Here is a 25,964-nt window from a genome sequence, read left to right as displayed (position 1 = left end):
ATGGAATTCCTGCTCGAACCCCTCAGCTACGACTTCATGGTCCGTGCCCTCGCCACCACGGCCATCGCCGCAGTGGTGTGCGCCGTGCTCAGCTGCTGGCTGGTCCTCATCGGCTGGTCCCTCATGGGTGACGCCGTGTCCCATGCGGTGCTTCCCGGCGTCGTGCTGGCCTACATCGTGGGTGCGCCGTTCGCGCTGGGCGCTTTGGTGTTCGCGCTCTTGGCGGTGACCCTCATCGGCGTTGTGCGGAACACCAGCCGGGTCAAGGAGGATGCGGCGATCGGGATCGTCTTCACCTCACTCTTTGCCTTTGGCCTGGTGCTGATTTCCGTGACGCCCAGCCAAACCGACCTGAACCACATCATCTTCGGCAACCTGCTGGGCGTAAGCGTCCCGGACCTGATCCAAGTGGTCATTCTCGGGGCCGTCGCCTTCGCTATTTTGATCCTCAAGAGGCGGGACCTGACGCTCTACGCCTTCGACCCCACGCACGCCCACGCAATCGGCCTCTCGCCACGGCTGCTGGGCGCCCTCCTGCTGGGATTGCTCGCCCTGACCTCTGTGGTTGCGTTGCAGACCGTCGGCGTCGTCCTGGTGGTGGCGATGCTCATCATTCCCGGCTCCACGGCCTACCTGCTGACGGACCGTTTCAACCGGATGCTGGTCATTGCCCCCGTGATCTCCGTGGTGTGCTCCGTGGCGGGCATCTACCTGAGCTACTACCTGGACACCGCCTCGGGTGCCATGGTGGTGGTCACCCAAGGTGCGGTGTTCGCCGTCGTGTACTTGTTCAGCCCGCGGCAGGGGCTCATCGGAACCCGGCTCGCGAAAGCCCGGCGGAAGCGGGCACTGGCCGTCTAAGGCCTTGACGCGCCCGCTTCCCAGCGGGCAGTCTGGACCGATGAAGTCTTGAGAGCAGCCACTATCCGGCTGCATCCCCCGTACACCCATGGCCACCTGCCTGCTACGGACTCGCGAGGACACCTCATGACTGACCACCTGCACCTTTCCGGCGTCTCCCACGGCTACGGGGACCGCCAACTTTTTGATGCCGTCCACCTGGTGATCCCCCACGGCGAGCATGTTGCCGTCGTGGGCGAGAACGGTGCCGGTAAATCCACGCTGCTCCGCCTTCTGGCCGGGGTCGAAACGCCCGACGACGGCGAAGCGGGCTTCTCCGGCAACCCCGCCTACCGCGTGGGTTACCTCGCGCAGACACACGGGATGGCGGAGTCGCTGACCGTGGGGGACGCCATCGACGCCTCCCTTGGTGCGCTCCGTTCCCTCGAAGCGCACATTGCCGAACTGGAACGCGGACTGTCCGAGGCCGACACGGAGACGCTTGAGCTCTACGGCAGCCTGCAAACCGAATACCAGCTCCGCGAAGGGTACGCCGCCGAATCCCGGGTGGAAGCAGCGCTGGACAAGCTGGGGCTGGGAGGCGTGGACCGCCGTCGAACGCTTGGCTCCCTGTCCGGCGGCGAGCAAGAGCGGGTAGCGCTCGCCTGCCTGCTCGCCGACCCCGCAGAAGCCCTGCTCCTGGACGAGCCCACCAACCACCTCGACGCCACCGGCACCGCCTGGTTGGAGTCCCGGCTGGCTGCGCACCGGGGAACCGTGGTGGTTGTCTCCCACGACCGCGTCCTGCTGAAGAAAGTTGCCAGCACCATCATTGAGGTGGATGCTGATCGTCGCTCCGTGAACCGCTACGGAAACGGCTACGACGGCTACCTTCGCGAGAAAGCTGCCGAACGCGCCCGCTGGGCCCAACAGTATGAAGGCTGGGTGGACGCCATCGCCGCCGAACGGCTTCAAGCGGCCACCGTGGCGGACCGCATGGGCTACGGGCGCAGGCGGGACAAGGACAAGATGGCCTTCGGCTTCAAGAGCGGCACGTGGCAACGGGCGGCCGCGAGCAAAGTCCGCAACGCCCAGGAGCGGCTCCGGAGGCTCGAGGAAAACCCGGTGGACCGGCCTCCGGTACCTCTGAAGCTTGCCGCTCCCTTGGGCTCGGTGGCCGTGGACGTCTCCGAGCCGGCCCTGGAAGCCCGCGGCGTCAGCGTTCCGGGCCGTCTCCAGCCCACCGACCTGCGGGTGGAAGCCGGGCAGAAGGTCCTCATCACCGGCCCCAACGGTGCCGGCAAATCCACCCTGCTATCCGTTCTGGCCGGTGTCCTGGAACCAGCCTCCGGTTCCGTGGCTGCACCAGGCAGGGTCGGCTACCTGCAGCAGGAACTCGACGTGCCTTCCCGCCCGGAGCTGCGCCTGCTCCCGGCCTTTGCCGCCGGGCTGGGCGGCACCATCGATGACCATGCCGAGGACCTGTTGCGGCTGGGGCTGTTCCGTCCCGCGGAGTTCCATGTGCCGGTTGGAGGGCTCTCGGCCGGGCAGCAACGCCGGCTTGCCCTCGCCCGGATCCTGCTGGGCGGCTACGACACCATGATCGTGGACGAACCCACCAACCATCTGGCTCCCGTGTTGGTGGAGCAGTTGGAGGCGGCGCTCGCAACCTTTTCGGGGACCGTGGTGATCGTGAGCCACGACCGTGCGTTGGGTGAGTGGTTCGACCGGTGCGCGGCAGGTGCGGGTGGCGCCGGTGCGGCCGGAACGTGGGTCCGGTACGGCATGCGGGACGGCGGGTTGTTGTAGTGGTTCCTGCCCTGCTCAGGAGCCCATTTGTTGCCTTCGTCACGGGTGCCGCGTCACATGCCGTAAGATAGACGGGTTGCGCGAACGTTCGACGTTCTGCGGTCCACGTCACAGAACGGGATTCCCAAAGGGGAAATCTCCGAATTTCCTGTGCCTAAACCGCCCGTGCTCCGGCACCGGGCGCAGCCCCCTACAGCAAGACCCCAACCCACAAGGAAACAGCTGTGCCGCAAAGTACCCCCACAGACCTCAAGCCCACGGCCCCATCCACGGCCGCAGGCTCCACCCTCAGCGCAGAGGGTTACCAGAAGACGCTCAGCCGCCGTCACGTGACCATGATTGCCATGGGCGGCGCGATCGGCGTTGGCCTGTTCATGGGCGCAGGTGGCCGTTTGGCTTCCACCGGCCCGGCTCTGATCTTCTCCTACGCCATTGCCGGCGTCATCGCCTACCTCCTGATGCGCGCCTTGGGCGAACTCATCATGTACCGCCAGACCTCGGGCTCGTTCGTGAGCTACGCCGGTGAAATGTTCGGCAAGAAAGGCGCGTACCTGTCCGGTTGGATGTACTTCATCAACTGGGCCATGACCGGCATCGCGGAACTGATCGCGATCGGCCTCTACTTCCAGTTCTTCTTCCCGAATGTTCCGGTTGAACTCTCCGCCATCGCAGCGCTGGTGCTGCTGGTGGCCGTGAATCTGTTCAGCGTCAAGGCCTTCGGTGAATTCGAATTCTGGGCTTCCTGCCTCAAGGTCGCCGCGATCGTGATCTTCCTGGCTGTGGGCACCTTCATGGTGGTCACCAACGCACAAGTGGGCGACGGCAACGCTTCCGTAGCCAACCTCTTCCACTCCGACGGCGGGATGTTCCCCAAGGGCGGCCTGGTGATGATCCTCGTCCTGAACGCCGTGATCTTCGCCTACAACGCAATCGAGCTCGTGGGCATCACCGCAGGTGAGATGGAGAATCCGGAACGTGAAGTTCCCAAGGCGATCCGCGCCGTCGTCTTCCGCATTGTGGTCTTCTACGTCGGTTCCGTGACCCTGTTGGCCATGCTCCTCCCGTCCGACCAGTACGTAGCCGGCACGTCGCCGTTCGTCACCGTGTTCGGTCAGATGGGCCTGGGCTGGATGGGCGATGTGATGAACATGATCGTCATCACCGCAGCGCTTTCTTCCTGCAACTCCGGCCTGTACTCGATCGGCCGCATCTTCCGCACCATGGCCAACAACGGGCACGCTCCGCAGTGGCTGACCCGGATGTCCTCCCGTCACGTGCCGTTTGCGGCCATCCTGGCGATCGGCGGCGTGTACCTGGTGGGCATCCTCCTGAACATCTGGCTGGGTGGTTCGCACGCGTTCGACCTCGCGCTGAACACCGCTTCCATTGGCGTGATTTTCACATGGGGTTCGATCTTCGCGAGCCAGATCGCGCTGCGCAAGAAGCGCGGTAACGTGTCCTCCCTGCCCATGCCGGGCTCGCCCTGGACCAGCTGGATCGGCCTCGTGGCGCTGCTGGCCATTACGGTCCTGATCGGCTTCGACACCGTCACGGACAAGACCACCGGCGACGTCTTCCTGCTGGGCCTCTGGACCTTGGCCACCATTCCGTTCTTCGCAGTGGTGCTGTGGCTCGGTTGGCAGAAGGTCAAGAACAACCAGCCCAAGAGCGAGCTGTTCTCCTAAGTAACTGACTGGCAATAGGGGTTGCTCCGGAGCCTCAGAACAACCCCTATTGCCAGCTACTTGGGCGTCCACCCGCGCTCCTGCATCGCGGCCAGCACCTTGGACACAGCAGACCTTGCGTCGTTGCCCATGTGCCGTTTGGATATCCGCACCAAGTGCCAGCCCGCACGGCTGTAGTCTTCCTCGCGCTCTATGTCCCGGACAATCTGCGCGGGCTCTGAATGCCCCTCGCCTTCGTACTCAACGGCGACGCGCTGTTCGCGGTAGCCAAGGTCGGGTTCACGTACGACGCCGAAACCCAGTTCCGTGGGATGGTTGAGTTCCGGTTCGGGCAGCCCGGCCCGCTCAAGTGCCAGCCGGAGTCGCGTCTCGGGCGCTGAATCGGCGCCAACCCTGGCCTGTTCCAAAGCCAGGCGCGCCTTGCGGATTCCGGGTGTTCCCTTGTGCCGGTCAAGCATCTCTTCCAGCTCCTCACGTGTGCAGTACGGTTCGCTTCGGTCCTCGAAGGCCGGCCTCGGCCTCCTGAGCAGATGATCGGCCACGACTGTGATTTCATCGATGGTCATCCGTCGGGCGCAGTCGAGCCATGTGCGGGGACGGGTGGTGATGAGCAAGCCATTGAGGTTGGTGATTTCATCGTCGAAGAACTGGCCCACATGCCCTTTGACTCCCTTGCGCCGCGGGATGGCCATGGTGTCCGGGCGTGAGATGTGGATGGTGGTTTCATGGCTGCCGGGCAGGAAGCCCGGAAACGCCCACAAGACAAATGCCGTGGCGTGCGAGGCCGCCGAAAAGGGAGTGATCACCGTGAAAGGCCGAACGATCTTCGGCAGCCCGACTTCACCGTTCGGAGGGGCCCGAATGCCCCTGCTTGGTGCCCCAAGCGCGCGGTGCCTCCAGCGCTGACGCGAGACGCCGGCGTCGAGCGCTTCCTGCCATGTGAACGGAACTGACGACAGGGCTTCCGGCAGTGGTTGGGGGAGTCGCATCTCCTCATGCTGGCAAACCTTCCGTCAGCGCGGGACGTTATCCACAGCCTTCGCGCACGGAAGCCCAACTGACTGGCAATAGGGGTTGCTCTGGAGCCTCAGAACAACCCCTATTGCCAGTCAGTTGGGAGTGTCAGTGCCCGGGTCTAGGCTCGATGTATGGAACACACCACCACGCTGACCCAGCACATCAATGCGAGCCCGGAGAAGGTTTGGGCGGTCGTCTCTGACATTCCCGGTTCTGCCGCCACGCTGTCCGGCATCGATTCCGTCCAGATGCTCAGCGAGGGCCCGTACGGCGAAGGAACCCGCTGGAAAGAGACCCGCACCATGTTGGGCAAGCAGGAAACCGTGGAAATGTGGGTCGCGGAAGCCGATCCTCCGCGGAGCACAACGGTCAAGGCACACCAGGGCGGTGCCGCCTACACCACGCGCTTCAACCTTGCCGGGCGCGACGCCGGAACGGACCTTACGGTGACCTTCGGGGCAGAGGTCCTGAAGCCGACTTTCTTGAGCAAGGTGGGCATGGCCCTCTTCGGCAAGCTCGGCATGAGCTTCACGCGCAAGGCGTTGGGCAAGGACCTTGCCGAGATCGCTGCCAAGGCGGAGTCGCTCTGATGGCGGCCGGCAAGGTTGCTGCACCCAAGGTCCCTCCGGTGCGGTTGGATGAACTGCGCGACGACGACGCCCCGGACTTCCAGCGTGGCGAACGGTATGACGGGATCCGGTTCACCCGGGCCTCCGCGGACGGGGAAGAGCTGAGCGGAGCGGACTTCATCGAATGTGAATTCAACGGTGTCTCCTTCAATGAAGCCCAGCTGCGGGGAGCAACTTTCCGCGACTGCATCTTAGCCGAGCCGTTCGCCCCGGTTTTCCCGGCTGCGAGGACATCATGGCAGGACGTGGAGATCACCAATCCCAGGTGGGGCTCGGCCGAACTTTATGAGGGAAGTTGGCGCTCCGTCCGAATCGACGGCGGCAAGCTGGACTTCGTGAACCTGCGCGGCTCCAAGCTGGTGGACGTCCAGATCTCCGACTGCATCATCAATGAGCTGGACCTGGGCGGGGTCACGGGAACCCGGGTGGCCTTGAAGAACTGCACCATCGGAACATTGGACGTCACCGGGGCCAGGTTCAAGGATGTTGACCTTCGCACTTCGGAGTTCCGCGGGATCAACGGGTTGGCCGGCCTGACCGGGGCGGTCATCGATGACTACCAGCTGAACTTGATGGCTCCTTTGCTCGCCAGTCACCTTGGAATCCGTGTGATTTAAGGAGGTGTGAGGACCGTCATCTGTTGACCGGCCGCGCCGGCCGTGTAATCTTTATAGAACGAACGGTCGGTATATTATTCCGTGCCGGCCCCTTTCACTTCGCGAAGGATGTTCTCATGGTCGAGGCTTTTCTTGTTGGTGGCGCACGGACGCCGGTCGGACGCTATGGTGGGGCACTTTCCTCTGTCCGGCCCGACGACCTCGCCGCCCTGGTGGTCCGGGAAGCAGTGGAACGCGCCGGCGTCGACCCCGACTCCATTGACGAGGTAATCCTCGGCAACGCCAACGGCGCGGGAGAGGAAAACCGCAACGTGGCCCGCATGGCCACCATCCTTGCCGGACTTCCCCTCCACATCCCGGGCATTACGGTCAACCGGCTCTGCGCTTCAGGCCTCAGCGCGATCATCATGGCCAGCCAGATGATCAAGTCGGGGGCTGCGGACATCGTGGTTGCCGGTGGCGTTGAATCCATGAGCCGCGCCCCCTGGGTCCAGGAAAAGCCCGCGACGGCCTTCGCCAAGCCGGGCCAGATTTTCGATACCTCCATCGGCTGGCGCTTCGCCAACCGGCGCTTCACCAAGGGTGATCTCTCCCGCGACGGCAAGATGACGTACTCCATGCCGGAGACCGCGGAAGAAGTCGGGCGCGTGGACAACATCTCGCGTGAGGACGCCGACGCTTTCGCCGTCCGCTCCCACGAGCGTGCGCTGGCTGCTATTGCCGGCGGCCGTTTCAAGGAGGAGATCGTCCCGGTGACGGTCAAGACGCGCAAGTCCGAGACCGTCGTCGACACCGACGAAGGCCCCCGCGAAGGCACCACCATGGACGTCCTGGCCGGGCTGCGCCCCGTGGTCCCGGGCGGTTCGATCGTGACCGCAGGCAACTCCTCCACCCTCAACGACGGCGCCTCGGCCATCATCGTTGCCTCCGAGGCCGCCATCAAGAAGTTCGGCCTAACGCCGCGTGCCCGCATTATTGACGGTGCCTCCGCCGGCTGCGAACCGGAGATCATGGGCATCGGTCCCGTACCCGCCACGCAGAAAGTCCTCGCCCGCACCGGCCTTTCCGTGGAGCAGCTCGGCGCAGTGGAGCTCAACGAGGCCTTCGCCACGCAGTCGCTGGCGAGCATGCGCCGCCTCGGCCTGGATCCGGACATCGTCAATAACGACGGCGGTGCCATCAGTTTGGGCCACCCGCTCGGTTCCAGCGGCTCGCGTATTGCCATTACTTTGCTGGGCCGCATGGAGCGCGAGCTCGCCTCCCAGACCGGCCCGAAGCTTGGCCTGGCCACGATGTGCATCGGCGTCGGCCAAGGTACGGCAATGTTGCTGGAAGGCGTGTAATGGCCCTCAACAAGGAAGACTTCAGCACCCTTCTGCTCGAGGAACGCGAGGACCGGCTCACCGTCCTGCTGAACCGCCCGGAAGTCCGCAACGCGATCGACCAGAAGATGGTGGATGAGCTTCACGCGGTCTGCGCCGAGCTGGAAAAGAATCCCAAGATCCTGATCATCGCCGGAACCGACGGAGTCTTTGCCTCCGGCGCGGACATTGGCCAACTGCGCGAGCGGCGCCGGGACGATGCCCTTCAAGGGATCAACTCCACCATTTTCGCCCGGATCGCCAAGCTGCCCATGCCCGTCATCGCCGCGCTTGACGGCTATTGCCTGGGTGGGGGAGCCGAGCTGGCTTATGCCGCCGACTTCCGCATCGGCACTCCGAGCGTGCGCATCGGCAACCCGGAAACGGGTCTTGGCATCCTCGCCGCGGCAGGTGCCACCTGGCGGTTGAAGGAATTGGTGGGCGAACCGAAGGCGAAGGAGATCCTCCTGGCCGGTACGGTGCTCCGCGCCGAAGAGGCATTGCGGATCAACCTCATCACCGAGATCCACGAGGCCCCGGAGCTCATGGACGCAGCCCACAAACTGGCGGACCGCATCGGCCGGCAAGACCCCCTGGCTGTGCGGATCACCAAGTCGGTCTTCCACGCACCGGCCGAAGCACACCCCCTGATCGACACCCTGGCCCAAGGGATCCTGTTCGAATCCCAGGCCAAGTTCGATCGGATGCAGGCCTTCCTGGATAAGAAGTCCGCCAAGGCCAACGACGCCACCTCTCAGGACAGGAACCGGAAATGACAACAACACCCGCCATCCCGAACGTCGTCGGAGTCCTGGGCGGTGGCCGCATGGGCGCAGGTATTGCCCATGCCTTCCTCATCAAGGGTGCCACCGTCGTCGTGGTGGAACGTGACCACGAGGCCGCTGCCGGTGCGCACAACCGCGTGGCCGAGGCCGTAGCGAAGTCCGCTGCCCGGGGCACCCTCACGGACTCGCCGGAAGAGGTCCTCGCCCGGTTCAGCACTTCCACGGACTACGAGTCCTTCATTCACTGTGGTTTGGTGGTGGAGGCCGTTCCCGAGGACTACAACCTCAAAGTCACGGCGCTGCGGTCCGTTGAGGAGCACCTGTCCGCGGATGCCTTCCTGGCCTCCAACACGTCCTCCCTCTCCGTGACCGGACTGGGCCAGGAACTCCGCCGTCCCGCCAATTTCGTGGGCCTGCACTTCTTCAACCCCGTGCCGGCGTCCACCCTCATCGAAGTGGTCCTCGGCAAGGAAACCTCGCCCGAGCTTGCTGCCGCGGCGAAAAGCTGGACCGAGGCACTTGGCAAGACCGCCGTCGTCGTCAATGACGCCCCCGGGTTCGCGTCCTCGCGGCTGGGCGTGGCAATCGCACTCGAAGCGATGCGGATGGTCGAAGAAGGCGTGGCGTCCGCGGAGGACATCGACGCCGCCATGGTGCTTGGCTACAAGCACCCCACAGGCCCGCTGAAGACCACGGACATTGTTGGCCTGGACGTCAGGTTGGGGATCGCCGAGTACCTGCACTCCACCCTCGGTGACCGTTTTGCACCGCCGCAGATCCTTCGGGACAAGGTGGCGCGTGGGGAGTTGGGGCGCAAGAGCGGCAAGGGCTTCTTCGACTGGACGGACTAGCCCGGGCCCACCCAACTGAGTCGCAGTTGCGCGCGTTTAGAGCGCTCTAAACGCGCGCAACTGCGACCTGGTTGGGTCCGTTAGGCTGACCGAGTGACTGCGATTGAACCGATCACCCTTAGAGGCCACTTTGTAACCCTCGAGCCCCTCGACGCCTCCCATCACGACGGTCTGGTGGAGGCCGCCCGCGACGGCGAACTCTGGAAGCTCTGGTACACGTCCGTGCCAACGCCGGAGGGCATGGCCGCCGACATCGATCGGCGCCTTGCCCTCCAGGCAGCGGGTTCCATGCTGCCGTTCGCGACGCGGCTGAACAGTACCGGCAAGCTCATCGGCATGACGACGTACATGAACATTGACGCCGACACTCCGCGCGTCGAGATCGGGTCCACCTGGAACGCGGCCTCAGCCCACGGAACGGGCACCAACCCTGATTCCAAGCTCCTGTTGCTCCGGCACGCTTTTGAAACGTTGGGATGCCCCGCGGTCGAGTTCCGCACGCACTGGCTGAACCACCAGTCCCGTGAGGCGATCGCGCGCCTTGGGGCCAGGCAGGACGGCGTTTTGCGGAGCCACTCCCGCAGCAAGGACGGCGCCCTTCGCGACACAGTGGTGTTCTCCATCCTCGAACACGAATGGCCGGCGGTCAGGAACGGCCTGGAGTACCGGCTCTCCATGCACCTGGCCCCGAGGGGTTAGCTCTCAGGCCTAAACACGCGCCAAAGCCGCGAGATCTCACCCTTCGGCACGGCTAGCATGGCTTCCATGGATGGGAACGCCGCGGCAGGCCGCTTACAGGCCGTCGATTGGGACGGTGCGGTCAATGCTTGGCGCATTGCCGGGGACGTGTACCGGATGGGGCGCCACGAGTGGGTAACGGAGGCCGGCTGGCGCCAAATGTACGACGACGGCGTCCGCACCGTGATCGACCTCCGCGCCTCCCGCGAGCGGCGGCAACGCGACACCGATCCCCAGGTTCCGGACGACGCGAAGGCGCGGATCGCCGTCGTACATTGCCCTACGGAAGACCCGGACCACAGCGACTTCGGCACCACCTTTGGCCCCTACCTCAATGAGCCCGGACAGTACGCGGAGTACCTGGCAATGTTCGGGGACAAGATTGCCCGCGTGTTCAAAGCGATCGCTGCGTCTCCGGGCAAGGTGGTGGTGCATTGCTCGGCAGGGCGGGACCGGAGCGGCATGATCGCACTGATATTGCAGCGGCTGGCCGGCATTGAGGACGGAGAGATCCTGCGCGGCTACGAGCTTGCGGCCCGCGGTATCAATGAACGCCACCGGACCCACGGTGCGCCGCATGCCCATGATCCCTACCTTCCGGACCGGGATTTGGAAGAGCTGTTGGAGCGGCGGAGGGATGCCCTGCGCCGGTTCCTGGACGAGCTGGACGCGCGCGCATACCTTGCGGGGCACGGCGTAACGGAGCAGGAAATTTCGGCCCTTGTTGCGAAGCTCCATTCCTGGCCCCAGCGCGCTGCTAGCATGCAGGATTGATCAACATCCCCAACTGAATGGACGAGCCATGACCGCCCGCATCACCATCGTGACCCGTACCAAGAACAGGCCGGTCTTCCTGGCCCGCGCGTTGGACGACATCTTTGCCCAGACTTTCCAGGATTTCGAGTTGGTCATCGTCAACGACGGCGGCGACCCGGCCGCCGTCGAACATCTCACCTCGCAGCGCTCACAAGCTGAGCAGGCGCGTATCACCACGCTTCACCATGCTGAGTCTGTGGGGATGGAAGCGGCGTCGAATGCGGGAATCAAGGCCGGCACCGGCGAGTTTGTGGTGATCCATGATGACGATGATTTTTGGGCGCCCACTTTCCTGGAGCGAACCGTGAAGTTTTTGGATGACCCGGCGCATGCCTCGGACGCGGGAGTCATGGTGCGGACGGAAATTGTCATCGAGGAGGTTGCAGACGGCAGGATCGAGCCCGTCCGGCGTGAGATCTTCTGGGCCGACCTGCGTCAGATCACCCTTGCGGACATGCTCCGGATCAACCGCGCGGTACCCATTTCCTTCCTGTACCGCAGGAGTCTCCATGACGCGGTGGGGTATTACAACGAGGATCTTCCCGTGGTGGGGGACTGGGAATTCCACTTGCGCGTGCTGAGCCATTCCCGCGTGGGGTTCATCGATGGGGAACCGCTGGCGTTTTGGTCGCAGCGGCCGGAATCGGATGGGCATGACGGCAACAGCATTTTTGCCAAGGCGGCGGAGCATGCCCGTTACGATGCCCTGGTCCGTGACGATCATCTGCGGAACGAGGTTGCCCAGGGCGGCATGGGGACGGTGCTCTATTTGTCCCGCGTGCTGGCCGAACAGGAGGAACTCATCCGGGCACAGGAGCGGCGGCTCGATGAGACCGTTGCCAAGCTGGACCAGGTCCTGGGGCGGCTGGATGCCCTGAACCAGACGATCATTACCCGGACCAGCGTGGGGGAGTTCCTGAAGAAGCCACTGCTGTTGGCACGGAAGCTGGGCAGCCGGAGCTGATCCTTCTCTCACATCCCGCCGGGTTCTGAGCGTCCCTCTCTCACATCCCGCCGGGTTCTGAGCGTCCTTCTCTCACATCCCGCCGTGTTTCGGGCAACCCTCTATCACAATGCGCGCAAATTCCCGCTGTACTCTCCGGGGCATTCATGTAGTCTGTATATATTACCGAACGGCCGGTCAGTAATGTTGGTCCATCCGACATTCGACCGTGCCGCTTTCATGTGCCTCGGAAGGACCCGTCGACGATGACCACTACAGCAGTCGCCCCGGAAACCACAGACGTTGCCACCGTCCCCAGCTACGTTCAGGACGCGTGGTGGACCCCGGCGCCCGAAGCCAAGACCGTGCCCGTGCGTGATGCCAGCACCGGCGAAGTCCTGGCCAACGTGAGCACCGACGGCCTGGACCTTGCCGCCGTCGTGAACTACGGACGCACCACGGGCCAGGCGGAACTCGGCAAACTGACGTTCCACCAGCGCGCCCTCAAGCTCAAGGAGCTGGCCCAGTACCTGAACGGCCGCCGCGAAGAGCTCTACGCCCAGTCCTCGCAGTCCGGCGCCACCAAGATCGACAACATGATCGACATCGACGGCGGCATCGGCGTGCTCTTCACATTCGGTTCCAAGGGCCGGCGTGAACTGCCCAACTCGCAGGTGATCGTGGACGGTCCCATGGAGGTCCTGTCCAAGGACGGTTCGTTCGCCGGCGAGCACATCTATACCCGCATTCCCGGCGTAGCCGTCCAGATCAACGCTTTCAACTTCCCGGTCTGGGGGATGCTGGAGAAGTTCGCGCCGTCCTTCCTCGCCGGCGTGCCAACCATCGTCAAGCCGGCAACGCCCACGGGCTATGTCGCCGCGGCTGCCGTCAAGGCCCTCGTCGAATCCGGCATCCTTCCCGCAGGTTCGCTCCAGCTGATCTCCGGTTCTGCCCGCACGCTCCTGGACGAACTCGATTACCGCGACCTCGTGTCTTTCACCGGTTCCGCCGCAACGGCCAAGTCGCTGAAATCGCACCCTAACGTGGTGCAGGGCGGCGTCCGCTTCACCTCGGAGACGGACTCGCTGAACGCGGCCATCCTCGGCCCCGACGCCCTCCCCGGCACCCCCGAGTTCGACGCTTTCGTCAAGGCCGTCGTCACCGAGATGACCGTCAAGGCGGGCCAGAAGTGCACCGCCATCCGCCGCGTGCTCGTCCCCAAGGAGTTGACCTCCGAGGTCGCCGCAGCCATCGGCGCCCGCATCAACGAACGCGTTGTGGTCGGTGACCCGCGCGCCGAAGGCGTCACCATGGGCGCCCTCGCCTCGCTGGAGCAGCTCGCCGATGTTCGCGCGGCCGTCCAGTCAATGCTCGACGCCGGCGGTGAGCTTGCGTACGGAAGCCTCGACTCGCCGTCGGTCACCTCCGTCGGCGGCACCGTCGGCGTAGTGGAGGACGGCGCCTTCATGGCTCCGGTGCTCCTCAGCTGGGCTGACGCGGAAGCCGAAGAAGTCCACTCCCTCGAAGCCTTCGGACCCGTCTCCTCAGTGCTTGGCTACACCGACCTCGCCGACGCCGTGCGCCTCGCTGCCCGCGGTTCCGGCTCGCTGGTGGCCTCCGTGTGCACCAACGATCCCGCAGTGGCCCGCGAACTGGTTACCGGCATCGCAGCCCACCACGGCCGTGTCCACATGCTCAACCGCGAAGACGCACGCTCGTCCACCGGCCACGGTTCCCCCGTTCCGCACCTTGTCCACGGCGGTCCAGGCCGCGCAGGCGGCGGCGAAGAACTGGGCGGCATCCGCTCCGTGCTGCACCACATGCAGCGCACGGCCATCCAGGGTTCGCCGAACATGCTCACCGCCGTCACCGGCCAGTGGCACACCGGAGCCGACCGGAACTTCACCATCGAAACCGAGGGTGAGCACCCCTTCCGCAAGCACTTGTCCACCCTGCGGATCGGCGATGCTGTTCGTTCCGAGCTCCGCGAGGTCACGCTGGAGGACATCGCGGCCTTCGCAAACTCCACCGGCGATACCTTCTACGCGCACACCAACCAGGAAGCCGCCGAGGCCAACCCCTTCTTCCCGGGCATCGTGGCCCACGGCTACCTGCTCCTGAGCTGGGCTGCGGGTCTGTTCGTGGAGCCGGCTCCGGGTCCCGTCCTGGCCAACTACGGCCTGGAGAACCTGCGCTTCATCACACCGGTGGCCGCGGGTGACTCCATCCGGGTGACCCTGACCGCCAAGAAGATCACGCCGCGTGAAACGGACGAGTACGGCGAGGTTGCCTGGGATGCAGTCCTGACCAACCAGAACGACGACATCGTAGCCACCTACGACGTCCTCACCCTCGTGGAGAAGTAACCCTCTATCACTTCCCGCCGGGTTTGAGGGGTTCCTCTATCGCTTCCCGCCGGGTTTGAGGGGTTGCTCTATCACTTCCCGCCGGGTTTGAGGGGTTGCTCTATCACTTCCCACCGGGTTTGAGGGGTTGCTCTATCACTTCCCACCGCGAACGACGAAACGCTCTCCCAACAAGGAGAGCGTTTCGTCGTTAATCTTTATAGCTGGTATTCGGCCTGCTGCCCGAGCGTTTCGTGGATGCAGAGGATGTTGTTCTCCGTGTCCATAAACCAAGCGCATTTCTCGGCTTCAGTAGTGCAAATATGGTTTTCCGTCTTGAGGCCGGGCTCGTCATAGTCCTGGAATGAAACGCCCCTGGCTTCCATTTCAGCGACCAATCGCTCGATGTCGTGGACCTCAAAACTCAGTGCGGTATGGCTTGAGTGCATGCCATCCGTGATGGGCAGCAACTGCAGCATCGCGCCGCCGTCGTTGCCGAACAAATCATTTCCGTCCCAGGTTTTCCCACGGTGTGGCAGGCCGAGCTTTTCCGCGTAAAAAGCGTGCGCGCGGCTCATGTCATCGACGGGCAGGACAGTTGTGGCTGTGTTGAGGGCTAGTTGCATGATGGCCACCTCCTACGCTGAAAATCCTACGCTCGCAACGGCTCCGGAGACCTTACGAATTTCTGTCGCGTCCGGGGCGGGTCGGGAAATGATAGAGGGGCGCCGGGAAGGGGGCGGGAGGTGATAGAGGGGCGCCGGGAAGGGGGCGGGAGGTGATAGAGGGGCGCCGGGAAGGGGGCGGGAGGTGATAGAGGGGCGCCGGGAAGGGGGCGGGAGGTGATAGAGGGGCGCCGGGAAGGGGGCGGGAGGTGATAGAGGGGCGCCGGGAAGGGGGCGGGAGGTGATAGAGGGACGCCGGGAAAGGGGCGGGAGGTGATAGAGGGACGCCGGGAAAGGGGCGGGAGGTGATAGAGGGTCAGGCGGCGGCGTGGAGGCCGTCGAACGCCATGGTGATCACGTCATCCGCGAGCTTCTCCGGGGACAGCGAGCCGCCGGGCTTGTACCACTCCACGATCGAGTTAATGGTGCCGAACAGGAGCCTTGTGACCGTGCGGGGATCGATGTCCTGCCGCAGCGAACCGTCCTCGCGCGCAGCCGAGATGAGCGCAGCCACCTTATGGTCAAAGGCACGACGGCGTTCCAAGGCGTCGCGCTCAATGTCGGTGTTCCCGCGCAGGCGCAGGAGCAACGTGACGAAGGGGAGCCGTTCCACGAGCACTGCAATGGTTTGCCGCAGCACGAATTCCAAGCGGGCGTCGGCGGGGCCGGTCATGGCCTCGGGTTGCTCCAGGATGGCCTCCAGGCCGCCGAGGGCGTGGTCCAAGGCAAGCTTCAGGAGGTCGCCCTTGGAGGGGACGTGGTGGTAGATGGCCGACTTCGAGATTCCGAGGTTTTCGGCCAGGATGCCCATGGACGTTGCGTCGTACCCGTGGCGGTTGAAGACGTCGACGGCGATGCGGAGCACCGACTGCTGGTCGTAACCGGGCCGTCCGCGCTTGGAGGTTGTCTCAGTTGGCATGGTGGCATTTTCTCACGATCAGTGGGCGGACCTGTCAAACCGAAGACGCCCCGTGAAGTACCCGGGGCGTCACCGGGAAGACTAGGCCTTGGGGCGAAGGTCGTAGATGCGGCGGAGCTTGCCGTTGGAGCGTTCAAGTGAACCGGGCTCAACGACGTCCACTACGCACGATGACCCGACGTGAATCTTGATCTGCTCGCGCAAGGCGTGTGCCGCCGTCGTGCCTGCTTCAACCGGAACGTTCTCGCGGCGCTCGATCCGTACCGTCAGGGAGTCCATGCGCTTGCCTTCGGGCCGCGTGAGCTCGAGCTGGAAGTGCGGGCTGAGCTCCGGGATCCTCAAAGCGATTTCCTCGATCTGGGACGGGAACAGGTTCACGCCGCGGAGGATGATCATGTCGTCGCTGCGGCCGGTGATGCGTCCCATGCGGCGGTGGGCCGGACGGGCCGTGCCGGGGAGCAGGCGCGTGAGGTCCTTGGTGCGGTACCGGATGATCGGCAGCGCTTCCTTGGTCAGGGACGTGAAGACGAGCTCGCCCGGTTCGCCGTCACCCAGGACGCGCGTGTGGTCGAAGGGATCGATGATTTCGGGGCGGAAGTGGTCTTCCCAGATGTGGCAGCCGTCCTGGGTTTCCACGGCTTCGCCGGCGACGCCGGGGCCCATGACCTCGGAGAGCCCGTAGATGTCGCAGGCCTTGATGTCCATGGTGACTTCGAGCTCGCGGCGCATCTCCTCGGTCCACGGCTCGGCACCGAGGACGGCGTACTTGAGCGACGTCGACTTGGGGTCGATGCCCTGTTGGGCCATGGCGTCGGCGATGGTCAGCAAGTACGTGGGCGTGGCCAGGATGGCATCCGGCTCGAAGTCCTGGATGAGCTGGATCTGGCGCTCGGTCTGGCCGCCGGACATGGGAATGACGGTGCAGCCGAGGGCTTCGGCGCCGGCGTGTGCGCCGAGACCGCCCGTGAACAGGCCGTAGCCGTAAGCGTTGTGGACCTTCATGCCGGGGCGCACGCCCGAGGCACGCAGCGAGCGGGCAACCAGCGTAGCCCAGTTGGCGAGGTCGTTCTTGGTGTAGCCCACCACGGTGGGTCGGCCGGTGGTGCCGGAGCTCGCGTGGATGCGGGCAACCTGGTCTTGCGGGACGGCGAACATGCCGAACGGGTACTCCAGGCGGAGGTCTTCCTTGGTGGTGAAGGGGAACTTGCCAAGATCGCCCAGTTCGCGCAGATCGCTGGGGTGGACGCCGGCTTCGTCGAACTTGCGTTTGTAGAGCGGCACGCGGTCGTAGGCGTAGGCGACAGTGTGCTGGAGGCGGCTGAGCTGCAGGGCCTCGAGCTCGTCGCGGGAGATGGTTTCCTCGCGGTCCAGTCCGGGAACAGCGGCTGCCTCCGGGGTGGCTGTTGCGGCGACGGTGTTCTGTGTCATGGCTTCCTACTTCTTGGAGATGGTGCGGCTGCGGCCACGGAACTCTGCAATGAGTTCGCCGGGTTCGGTGATGGTGGGGGAGGAGGACTCGTCAGCCGCGTAGAGCTGGATGTCGTACAGGCCGCTGCGTCCCGTTGTGGCACGGCGGTTGGCGACGGCGGTGATCACCTGGCCTTCGAAGGCCGGCTTAATGAAATTGATGTCGACGCCGGATGCAACCGTGATGGTGGCGGCCTCCTCGGGCGTCGGGCTGGCCGGGTTGCAGGCCAGCGCGAAGGCGGTGTCACCGAAGGCGAAGATCATTCCGCCGTGTGCCATGCCGAAGCCGTTGAGCATTTCCTGGCGGAGCTTCATCCTGATGGTGGCGTGTCCGTCGTCGACCTTGAGGACCTCGATGCCCATCCATTCGGACGCATAGTCGTTCGTCAGGATGTGGTGCGAAGCACCGGAGAGGGTTGTTTCAACCATGCGTCATTGCCTCCAGCTTTATTTACCGAATGTTCATTAGGTAATCCCAGATCGCGCCACGTGTCAAGACTGGACAAAGCTCCAGGGCCTGAACTGGACATCCTTTCGGACCGGCACTGTAGCCTCGAAGACATGCCCGATATCGCGCTCCCGATCATCACCAAACGCCTCATCTTGCGGCGCTTCGAGGCCGAGGACCTGGAACGCTTCCACGCCTACCAGTCCCTCCCCGACACGGCGCGGTTCCTTTTGCGTCCGCCCCTGAGCAAGACCAAAGCCATGGAGGTGCTGGGGCGCTACGCGAACTTCGAATTCAAGCAGGAGGGCGACTGGGTCTGCCTGGCGATCGAGCGGCAGGATGAGCCTGGGCTGCTGGGCGAGGTGGTGCTCAAGTGGTTGGAAGGGCCGGGGCAGGCAGAGGTTGGCTGGATCCTGCATCCTGATGCGAGGGGCCAGGGAATCGCCACGGAAGCCGCGGAAGCCGTGCTGGACCTGGCCTTCGGACTCCTTGCCTTCCATCGCGTCGACGCCAAGCTGGACGCCCTCAACCACGGTTCCGCGGCGATCTGCGAGCGCATCGGCATGCGGCTGGAGGCGTCCCTCGTGGACATCTGGCACTACAAGGGGCAGTGGGCCACCGAGAACATCTACGCCATCCTCGACTCCGAGTGGCGTGCCCGGCGCAACGGCGAGTAGCCCCAAACCGGCGAGTAGCCCCAAACCGGCAGCCGGCAACCAAGCCGGCAGGCCGCCGTCGTGCTCCTAGTTGTAGTTCCCATGGAGGTTGTGAACAGCGTGGCGTGATGTAAAAGGCGAAAGCCTCCGGTATCGATTTGGGTTACCACACTCATCTCGACGCCAGGAGGCTCTCGTTGTCCTACGTTACCCATGCCAACGCCGATCTGACACCTAAGGCCAGGGCGAAGCTGGCCCGTTTGGTCGTTGAGGAGGGCTGGACGTTGCGCCGGGCCGCGGAACGTTTTCAATGCTCACCAGCGACGGCCAAGAAGTGGGTGGACCGCTACAGGGTCCGTGGTGAGGACGGCATGGCTGACGCGTCCTCCCGCCCGCGGCGGAGCCCGAAACGCACCCCCGTACGCACCGAACGCCGCATTGTGGGGTTGAGGTTCAATCGGCGGTGGGGACCGCACCGGATAGCGGCCCACCTGGGCTTGGCCCGCTCCACCGTCGGCAAGGTGCTGACCCGGTACCGGATGCCCCGGCTGGCCTGCCTGGATCAGGGCACCGGTCTGCCCGTTCGCACACCTGCACCGCAGCGCTACGAGCACGAGAACCCCGGAGACCTGATCCACGTGGACATCAAGAAGCTTGGGCGCATCCCCGACGGCGGCGGACACCGCGCCCTCGGACGCGCCAAGGGGCAGCGGAACCGCCGTGCCGGGACCGGTTATGCCTACCTGCATCATGCCGTCGATGACCACACCCGGCTCGCGTACTCCGAAATCCTCAACGACGAAAAGAAGGAAACGGCCGCCGCCTTCTGGCTGCGAGCCGCCGCATTCTTCGCCGCCCACGGCATCACCGTCAAAGCGGTGCTCACGGACAACGGGTCCTGCTACCGCTCCCGGACCTTCGCAGCAGCCCTGGGACCGCACCTCAAACACCGGCGCACCCGCCCCTACCGACCCCAAACCAACGGCAAGGTGGAACGCTTCAACCGCACCCTCGCCACCGAATGGGCCTACGCCCGGCCCTACACCTCAGAAACCGAGCGCGCCGCCACCTACCCGGCATGGCTCCACCATTACAATCATCACCGAACCCATACCGGCATCGGAGGCAAAACCCCCATCAGCCGCGTTCACAACCTCAGTGGGAATTACACCTAGTCCGCCACCGGCCAGGTCTTGTGGTGCCTGAGCTGCTCAGTGAGTACTTCCTCCGAGAGCGGCCTGCTGAAGTAGTACCCCTGCCCGCTGGTGCAGCCGATGCTGAGCAGGTACCGGGCCTGGTCCCCGGTCTCGATGCCCTCCCACACGGCGCCGAGCCCGCAGGCGCGGATGAGTTGCAGTACGGCCGCCAGCAGTGCGGGTTGGGCGGGATCGCTGCCGAGTGCGGAGAGCAGGGAACGGTCCACCTTGACGGCGTGGACGGGCAGCCGGCGGAGGTAGTCGATGGACGAGTAGCCGGTGCCGAAGTCGTCGATCTCCATGCCGACGCCGAGCCGTTCCAGGCTGCTGAGGGTGTACCGGTCGAGGTCGTTGCCTTGGATGACGGCGCTCTCGGTCAGCTCCAGGACCAGCAGCGTGGGGTCGAGCTTGGCTGTGGACAGCGCGTCCCGGACGTCCTCCACGAATTCGAGCCGCTGCAGGTCCGCGGCGGAGACGTTGATGCGCATGTTGAAGTTGTGGTGCGCTGTCAGGGGATCGTTGCGCCAGCGCTGCAACTGCTCGACGGCGGTGCGCAGCACCCAGCCGCCCAGGTCGGAGATGAGACCCGTTTCCTCGGCGATGGGAATGAACTCGTCCGGCATCACCATGCCGCGCGTGGGATGGTTCCAGCGGACCAGGGCTTCCACGCCCTCGATTTCGCGGGTGTCCAACCGGACGATGGGTTGGTAGAACAGCACCAGCTGGTTGCCGGCGATGGCTTCCTTGAGCTCGTTGACCAGCTGGTTCCTCAGCTGCCGGGCATGCAGCATGGCCGGTTGGAACGACTTGAGGCGGCCGCGGCCCTCGGCTTTGGACTCGTACATGGCAATGTCCGCTTCCATCATGATTTCCTGGGCGCTCTGCCCGGGTGCGGCCATGCGAAGGCCCATGCTCGCTCCGCAGCGCACGTGGTGTCCCTCGATTTCCAGGATGCCGTCGACGGCGGCAAGCACCCGGTTGCCGATCGATGCGGCAATCGCCGGGGTCACGTCGTGCAGGAGGATGGCGAATTCGTCCCCTCCCATGCGGGCGACGATGTCTTCGTCCCGCACTGCGCCGGTGATGCGCCCGGCCACTGTTTCGAGGACCTTGTCGCCGATGGTGTGGCCCAGGGAGTCGTTGATGCCTTTGAAGCCGTCCATGTCCAGCAGGAGGATGGCCGGGCGCTGCCCCTGTGCGGCGGCTTTCTCCTGGGCGTCGGTGAGGGCCGCGGTGAACGCTGAACGGTTGCTGAGGCCGGTGAGGGAATCCGTCATGGCCATGTGCTGCATCTCGCGGTGCGCCTCGTGCAATTGCCGCGTTCGAGCGGCGACCCGCTGCTCCAGTTCCGCGTAGGCGATCTGCAGGTCTTCGGCCAGGAGGTTGGTGCCCATGATGACGGCGTCGATCTCGTCCCGGGCGTCCGAGACTTCCATCCGGGCGTCAAGGTCGCCGGCAGCAAGCCTGACGATTCCGTCCAGGAGCTTGCCCAGCCGTGGGTCCTTCCCGGCTATTGAGTCCTCCTGCGGCACCTGGTCACCCCCTGTGTTGGCCGCCCCGATCTTTCGCAGCACTGCCAACATTATCGCGGAGGTAGTCATGCACGGCAGAACTGCGCTCGGGCAGGGCTGATTGGTCGAAGAGACTCGCGGACTTATCGAACACCGCCTCGGCATCGTCCAGCCGGCCCAGTGCCAGCAGGGTCCTGCCGAGGAGGAAGTGTGCTTCGGCGGCTGTCTGGGTGGCAAGGATGGAGGATTGTGCGCAGAGCGGCTCGAGGATGGCCAGGGCTTCCTGCATGTCCTGGTTGAGGTAGTTCCAGCGGGCGCGGACCAGGGACATCTCCAAGTGGTCCCGCTCGGAGCCGCCCACAATGTCTGTGGCCATCTCCGCCCGCTCGATGCAGCGCAGGGTGGCAGAGTCCAGGAGCTTGGCCTGAAGCCGCATCTCCGCCGAGGCCCGGTTGAACCGCGCCCACAGGTCCACGTCCTTGGAGGGGGACAGGCGTTCGGCCGCGAGGTCGTGGTACATCCCGCCGTCGGCAACCCTGTCCGCCAGGAACGCGACGTTGCCGATGACCCAATAGCCCTTGCCTGCAGTGTCTTCGTCAACATCGGCCAGCAGGGTTTCCAGCTGCAGGCATTCGCGCCAGGCGTCCTCAAGCAGCCTGCTTTCGGCCAACGCCGCGATGAGTGCGCGCTGGGCGAGGATCTGGACGTGCAGCAGATCGGGGTCGCCGGCGGCCAGCTTTGCGGAGTCCGAGGCCATGGCAGCAGCCTCGGCCAGGCGGCCCAGTCCCTGGAAGGCGACGGCCACCATGGTCCCGGCCTTCGCGCCGCGCTCGGAGGAGGTGGATGTGAGTTGGTGGTTGTTCAGCTCGGTTGCGAGCCGCAGGTATTCTTCGATGCTGCCTTGGTCCCGGCGGCATTCTGCTTGGAGGTAGAGCATTTCCCACCACGTGTCGTCATCCCCGGCGGCAGCGGCCAGGTCAGCGGCGTCACCGGCGAGCTCGAAAGCCTCGTCGAATTTTCGCTCTTTCCATTTGGCACGTGCATTGAGCCCTGCTACAACGTGTGATGCCAGGTGGGGACTCTGCATAAACCCATTATCCATGTCATTAGCATTGAAAAGCTCGTATAGTTTGCCCCGTGACATTGTTCAAGTCACACACTCAAATTCGCATCAGAACGAAAGGGCACAGCGGATGAAGAAATTTGCGGCAACCCTGCTCATGGCGGCAGTCCTGGCAGTTACAGGATTCGCTGCTCCGGCTAACGCCGAGCCGTCGCAGGACTCCACGGCAATCGGCTGGTGGCCGAACAGCGTCACCACCAAGACAAACACCACCAGCATCGGATGGTGGCCGAACTAAATTGGGGGGACGCCTGAAAAGGCCCCATGACGCAATTTGATGCCCCGGGTTGTTACCCGGGGCATCTGTTTTGTTTCGATATGTGTCGCGGATTAGTGACCCTCACCGTCAGGACCGGCCGGAGTGCTTGACTGGGCTGTCACACGCCGAGGCAGGGGTAAAAACCGACGACGGCGGCACTCACTTGTTGCTTACGGCCCGCCGACAGGGAGCTCAATGGACACCGTGGTCCCTGCCCCCAGGGTGGAATCAAGGTTCAGCCGCCCCATGTGCCTGCTGATGATGTCGTGCGCGATCGCCAGGCCCAGCCCGCTGCCGGGTACGGCCGCCGATGTTGCGTTTGATGCCCGGTAGAAGCGGGTGAAGATGTGGGGCAGGTCGTGTTCAGGGATGCCAAGGCCCGTGTCCGCCACGCGCACCAGTGCCGCGTGTCCGCCGTCGTCCGTTTCCTCCAGGACGCTGGTAATCCCGACCCGGCCACCCTCCGGGGTGAACTTGATGGCGTTGGCCACGATGTTGGTGAAGACCTGCTCGAGTTTGGCTTCGTCGGCGGTGACCTCGATGTCTTCGGAGGCTTCAACGTAGGAGATGTCCACGTGCCGGGACTCAGCCAGGGGCCGGAGCGTGGCGACAACAACCTGCAGCAGTTTGTCCACATCCACGGGTTTGAGGTCCAGGTTGCTGCCGTCCTGCATGGAGACCGTCAGCATGTCTTCAATCAGCCGCCGCAGCCGGTCCGAGTTCCGGGCAATGACGTCCAGCATTTTCTTGATGCCGTCGGGGACCGGGCCGCCTGAGCCGTCGCGGATCATGTCCAGGTAGGCGGTGATGGACGTCAGGGGAGTCCGGAGTTCGTGGTTGACGGTGGCCAGGAAGTCCGTCTTGGCCTTGTCCAGCTGCCTCAGCTGCTGCAGGACCCGTTGCTGGGCGCTGATGAGGTGGCCCTGGATGAGTCCGTGGGCAACGTTCCCGGCCACGTGCTGCATCAGTGAGAGTTCGGGGCGGGTCCAGTCATGGATCCGGTTCTCGGTGCACAGGAGGACCACGCCCAGCGCCGAGGCGCCTTCGCCAACCGGGAGGATGACCGTGGAGACGGGCTGCAGTTCCGGAGACCATTCGCGCAGGGCCTGGGTGATCCTGGAATCGGGCTCCTCGCGGTGGTCCAGGACTGTCATGGCGTCCGCTTCGGTCCACAGGCGGTTGGATAGCTCTGCGATGGCGTTCTCGCTGTTGCCGAGCTTGGCGGGAAGCTGTTTGGTGCCGGGGGCGTTCCACTGTGCCCGGATGGAGGGGACGCGCTCGTCACGGAATGTGGCGAACCAGACGTGGTCCACGCCCAACGCTTCGCCGAAACCCCGGACTACGTGGTCGGCAATGAGCTGGGGGTCGTTGGTTTCACGGATCGCGGCGGACACGTTGCGCAGGTTTTCCCGCAGGGCCTCCATGTGGTTGCGCGAGCGGGAGCGTTCCCTGGACCTGCCGATGAGGGTATTGACCCTGTGAACCAGCTCGTCCGGGCGGACGGGGTTGATGACGTAATCCACCACCCGCCACGCCTCTGCTTCCTCGAGGTCCACGGAATCCCCGGCGTTCAACAGCAGCAGGACGGGGATCCCGGGACTGCGCAGTCCGTGGGCGAGGGCGTTCTCCACCACCACGATCGAGGGGTGGTTGTGTTCGAGGCTGATGGCCAGTGAATCAGGGTTTGAAGCAGGGAAAACCTGGAAGCCGGCAGCGGTGAGGGCGGCCGACGTCGTCGTCAACCGTCCCACGTCCGAATCCAGCACCACGGCCGTGAGCGGAACGTGCTGTACTTCGGCTCCGTTGTGAACCACTGAGCCCCTTCCGTTACAACTTTTGTTCCACGGTTTTACCAGATGTTGCACACCTTATCAGCGCATCCGCAGGTCACGGCCCGGCATGGCCAAATGGGTCGCGTCCCGCCTCTTTACTTTGGGCACGCGCTCGGGAAGTGTTGATGTGTCGGGGGAGGAACCAGCGGTGCCCCGGTTACGGAACGTCGAGGAGCACGGTGGAGCAGGCAGCAGCATCCCAGGATTACCAGCCCGTTGATTTTGAACTTGAGTTGGAGGAACCGGGCATTCTCCGGCTGACGTGGCCCCGGGGAGCGAGCATCAAGGAACGGGACGCCCAGCGGGCCATGGACCGCGTGAACGAAATTTGCGGCAAGGACCGGCATCCGATGATCGTGGACATGGCCACCACCAACGATGTCACCCGCGGCGCCCGGTCCGTCTTCGCGAAACCGTGCCAGGCCTCGCGCATCGCATTGTGGGGGTCGTCGCCGGTGGACAGGGTAATCGCCAATTTTTTCATCGGCATCATGAAGCCCCCGTGCCCCACCAAATTTTTCACGGACGAAACAGAAGCCCTCAACTGGCTGATCAACGCGTAGGCGCCCATATATTGGAAGGATGCTGACTGCTTTCCGCAAGTACCTGCTGGTTCCGCGCCTCATCAGGCTGTCCTCCGGGGCGCCCAAGGACCCGCAGACCGCATGGGACCAATACTGGGGCAAGGTACGTTCCACGGGAGCCGACGGCGATGTCCTCTGGGATTCAGGCAACAGCCATGAGGCCGAGAGCTACCTGCCCAAACTTGCCTTGCTGGATGCGGACCTTCCGTTGGTGGACGTCGGCTGCGGCAACGGCAGCTTCACCCGCCACTTCGCCCCGCATTTCCCGCACGCTGTGGGCGTGGACTACTCGGCAAACGCCGTTGAGCGGGCGCGGCGCGAATCGCATGAGTGGCCGACGACGTCGTTCGCCGTTGCGGACCTCACGGCACCCGGCGCGTGGCGAACCGTAGGGACGGCGCTGGAAGAGGCGGGCTTCAGCGGAGACGCCAACGTGTTCATCCGCGGCGTGCTCCATGTCCTGGACCGGAAAGGCCGGGCTGCTTTGGCAGCGAACTTGCTGCCGGTCGTGGGCCGGCGAGGAACGGTGTTCCTCGCGGAAACCAACTTCCGCGGTACCCCCGTGGACTACGTCAGCCACCTTGGCGCGACGCGGCATTCCATTCCCGCGCCGCTGGAGTGGGCCATCCGTGGCCTCCCCATGCCCGGGCGCTTCGGTGCCGCTCAACGGCGCAAGGCGTTTCCGCCGTCGGACTGGGACCTGGTGGAGGAGGGGGCGGCGAACATCGAAACCCGGCCACTCAGCAACCCCGGGCGCCCGGACGTGATCCCCGGCTATTTCGCCATCCTCCGCCCCCACCAACGCAACTAGGTCGCATTTGTGCGCGTTTTGACGGCTCTAAACGCGCACAAATGCGACCCAGTTGGG

General features: G+C 64.5%; 25 protein-coding genes. 17 read left to right on the top strand and 8 right to left on the bottom strand.

The window, feature by feature from the left end; translation table 11 throughout:
- The 3 genes from AUR_RS05815 (at position 1) to AUR_RS05805 (ending at position 4,334) form a co-directional block, all read left to right on the top strand.
- A complete protein-coding gene (locus AUR_RS05815) occupies positions 1–861 on the top strand; it encodes a metal ABC transporter permease (RefSeq protein ID WP_021473853.1) in 861 nt (286 codons plus the stop codon).
- Between the two features lie 126 nt (positions 862–987).
- Entirely contained in the window at positions 988–2,649 is a 1,662-nt protein-coding gene (locus AUR_RS05810) for an ABC-F family ATP-binding cassette domain-containing protein (protein WP_062097779.1), read from the top strand.
- 224 nt (positions 2,650–2,873) lie between these two features.
- On the top strand, positions 2,874–4,334 hold the full coding sequence (locus tag AUR_RS05805; protein WP_021473855.1) for an amino acid permease: 1,461 nt from the start codon (positions 2,874–2,876) through the stop codon (positions 4,332–4,334).
- Positions 4,335–4,390: 56 nt separating this feature from the next.
- Here the strand turns inward: AUR_RS05805 and AUR_RS05800 are convergent, their stop codons facing one another.
- Positions 4,391–5,323: an endonuclease domain-containing protein gene (locus AUR_RS05800; protein WP_062097776.1), complete on the bottom strand. Its 933-nt coding sequence runs from the start codon at positions 5,321–5,323 to the stop codon at positions 4,391–4,393.
- 159 nt (positions 5,324–5,482) lie between these two features.
- Here AUR_RS05800 and AUR_RS05795 point away from each other — a divergent pair, with 159 nt between their 5' ends.
- The 9 genes from AUR_RS05795 (at position 5,483) to paaZ (ending at position 14,457) form a co-directional block, all read left to right on the top strand.
- Positions 5,483–5,941 carry an SRPBCC family protein gene (locus AUR_RS05795; protein ID WP_062097774.1) on the top strand — a complete coding sequence of 153 codons (459 nt, stop codon included), beginning with the start codon at positions 5,483–5,485 and terminating at the stop codon, positions 5,939–5,941.
- Complete coding sequence (locus tag AUR_RS05790) at positions 5,941–6,597, top strand: pentapeptide repeat-containing protein (RefSeq protein ID WP_021473858.1); 657 nt, start codon at positions 5,941–5,943, stop codon at positions 6,595–6,597. The genes AUR_RS05795 and AUR_RS05790 overlap by 1 nt, the downstream gene beginning before the upstream one ends.
- A 116-nt stretch (positions 6,598–6,713) precedes the next feature.
- The gene (locus AUR_RS05785; protein ID WP_021473859.1) at positions 6,714–7,940 is read left to right on the top strand and encodes a thiolase family protein; all 1,227 of its coding nucleotides are present in this window, start codon (positions 6,714–6,716) and stop codon (positions 7,938–7,940) included.
- Complete coding sequence (locus tag AUR_RS05780; protein WP_021473860.1) at positions 7,940–8,734, top strand: enoyl-CoA hydratase/isomerase family protein; 795 nt, start codon at positions 7,940–7,942, stop codon at positions 8,732–8,734. The genes AUR_RS05785 and AUR_RS05780 overlap by 1 nt, the downstream gene beginning before the upstream one ends.
- A complete protein-coding gene (locus tag AUR_RS05775; RefSeq protein WP_062097772.1) occupies positions 8,731–9,594 on the top strand; it encodes a 3-hydroxyacyl-CoA dehydrogenase family protein in 864 nt (287 codons plus the stop codon). The genes AUR_RS05780 and AUR_RS05775 overlap by 4 nt, the downstream gene beginning before the upstream one ends.
- A gap of 93 nt (positions 9,595–9,687) precedes the next feature.
- Positions 9,688–10,293 (top strand): GNAT family N-acetyltransferase, encoded by a 606-nt coding sequence (locus AUR_RS05770; protein ID WP_062097770.1) that lies wholly within the window; start codon positions 9,688–9,690, stop codon positions 10,291–10,293.
- Positions 10,294–10,359: 66 nt separating this feature from the next.
- Complete coding sequence (locus AUR_RS05765; protein ID WP_062099311.1) at positions 10,360–11,106, top strand: tyrosine-protein phosphatase; 747 nt, start codon at positions 10,360–10,362, stop codon at positions 11,104–11,106.
- 28 nt (positions 11,107–11,134) lie between these two features.
- The gene (locus AUR_RS05760) at positions 11,135–12,112 is read left to right on the top strand and encodes a glycosyltransferase family 2 protein (protein ID WP_241650872.1); all 978 of its coding nucleotides are present in this window, start codon (positions 11,135–11,137) and stop codon (positions 12,110–12,112) included.
- A gap of 245 nt (positions 12,113–12,357) precedes the next feature.
- Entirely contained in the window at positions 12,358–14,457 is a 2,100-nt protein-coding gene (paaZ, locus tag AUR_RS05755; protein WP_062097768.1) for a phenylacetic acid degradation bifunctional protein PaaZ, read from the top strand.
- Between the two features lie 197 nt (positions 14,458–14,654).
- On the opposite strand, the gene AUR_RS05750 is transcribed toward paaZ, so the two are convergent.
- From AUR_RS05750 to AUR_RS05735, 4 genes are all read right to left on the bottom strand, one after another.
- Entirely contained in the window at positions 14,655–15,062 is a 408-nt protein-coding gene (locus AUR_RS05750; protein ID WP_062097766.1) for a VOC family protein, read from the bottom strand.
- 355 nt (positions 15,063–15,417) lie between these two features.
- Entirely contained in the window at positions 15,418–16,020 is a 603-nt protein-coding gene (locus AUR_RS05745; RefSeq protein WP_021473867.1) for a TetR/AcrR family transcriptional regulator, read from the bottom strand.
- An 81-nt stretch (positions 16,021–16,101) separates the two neighbouring features.
- The gene (gene paaK / locus AUR_RS05740) at positions 16,102–17,448 is read right to left on the bottom strand and encodes a phenylacetate--CoA ligase PaaK (RefSeq protein ID WP_021473868.1); all 1,347 of its coding nucleotides are present in this window, start codon (positions 17,446–17,448) and stop codon (positions 16,102–16,104) included.
- Between the two features lie 6 nt (positions 17,449–17,454).
- Complete coding sequence (locus tag AUR_RS05735) at positions 17,455–17,916, bottom strand: hotdog fold thioesterase (protein ID WP_021473869.1); 462 nt, start codon at positions 17,914–17,916, stop codon at positions 17,455–17,457.
- A gap of 132 nt (positions 17,917–18,048) precedes the next feature.
- On the opposite strand from AUR_RS05735, the gene AUR_RS05730 reads away from it, so the two are divergent.
- Both AUR_RS05730 and AUR_RS05725 read left to right on the top strand, forming a co-directional pair.
- The gene (locus tag AUR_RS05730) at positions 18,049–18,612 is read left to right on the top strand and encodes a GNAT family N-acetyltransferase (protein ID WP_062097764.1); all 564 of its coding nucleotides are present in this window, start codon (positions 18,049–18,051) and stop codon (positions 18,610–18,612) included.
- Between the two features lie 176 nt (positions 18,613–18,788).
- Positions 18,789–19,766 carry an IS481 family transposase gene (locus tag AUR_RS05725; protein ID WP_062096667.1) on the top strand — a complete coding sequence of 326 codons (978 nt, stop codon included), beginning with the start codon at positions 18,789–18,791 and terminating at the stop codon, positions 19,764–19,766.
- On the opposite strand, the gene AUR_RS05720 is transcribed toward AUR_RS05725, so the two are convergent.
- Complete coding sequence (locus AUR_RS05720; RefSeq protein ID WP_062099308.1) at positions 19,763–21,319, bottom strand: putative bifunctional diguanylate cyclase/phosphodiesterase; 1,557 nt, start codon at positions 21,317–21,319, stop codon at positions 19,763–19,765. The two genes, AUR_RS05725 and AUR_RS05720, sit on opposite strands and share 4 nt — an antisense overlap.
- A 4-nt stretch (positions 21,320–21,323) precedes the next feature.
- Positions 21,324–22,385: a tetratricopeptide repeat protein gene (locus AUR_RS05715; RefSeq protein ID WP_062097762.1), complete on the bottom strand. Its 1,062-nt coding sequence runs from the start codon at positions 22,383–22,385 to the stop codon at positions 21,324–21,326.
- A 106-nt stretch (positions 22,386–22,491) separates the two neighbouring features.
- Between AUR_RS05715 and AUR_RS20240 the strand changes: the two genes are divergently transcribed.
- On the top strand, positions 22,492–22,659 hold the full coding sequence (locus tag AUR_RS20240) for a hypothetical protein (protein ID WP_021473873.1): 168 nt from the start codon (positions 22,492–22,494) through the stop codon (positions 22,657–22,659).
- Positions 22,660–22,850: 191 nt separating this feature from the next.
- On the opposite strand, the gene AUR_RS05710 is transcribed toward AUR_RS20240, so the two are convergent.
- Positions 22,851–24,494: an ATP-binding protein gene (locus tag AUR_RS05710; RefSeq protein ID WP_062097760.1), complete on the bottom strand. Its 1,644-nt coding sequence runs from the start codon at positions 24,492–24,494 to the stop codon at positions 22,851–22,853.
- Between the two features lie 197 nt (positions 24,495–24,691).
- On the opposite strand from AUR_RS05710, the gene AUR_RS05705 reads away from it, so the two are divergent.
- Both AUR_RS05705 and AUR_RS05700 read left to right on the top strand, forming a co-directional pair.
- Positions 24,692–25,075, top strand: a complete 384-nt coding sequence (locus tag AUR_RS05705; protein WP_062097758.1) for a DUF7793 family protein — start codon at positions 24,692–24,694, stop codon at positions 25,073–25,075.
- A gap of 19 nt (positions 25,076–25,094) precedes the next feature.
- Entirely contained in the window at positions 25,095–25,907 is an 813-nt protein-coding gene (locus AUR_RS05700; RefSeq protein WP_062097756.1) for a class I SAM-dependent methyltransferase, read from the top strand.
- Positions 25,908–25,964 lie beyond the last annotated feature (57 nt).

Origin of the sequence: Paenarthrobacter ureafaciens, from assembly GCF_004028095.1 — a bacterium.
GTDB lineage: Bacteria > Actinomycetota > Actinomycetes > Actinomycetales > Micrococcaceae > Arthrobacter > Arthrobacter ureafaciens.
Note: the sequence above shows the minus strand (reverse complement) of the source record. Positions and strands in the feature narration are given on the sequence as shown.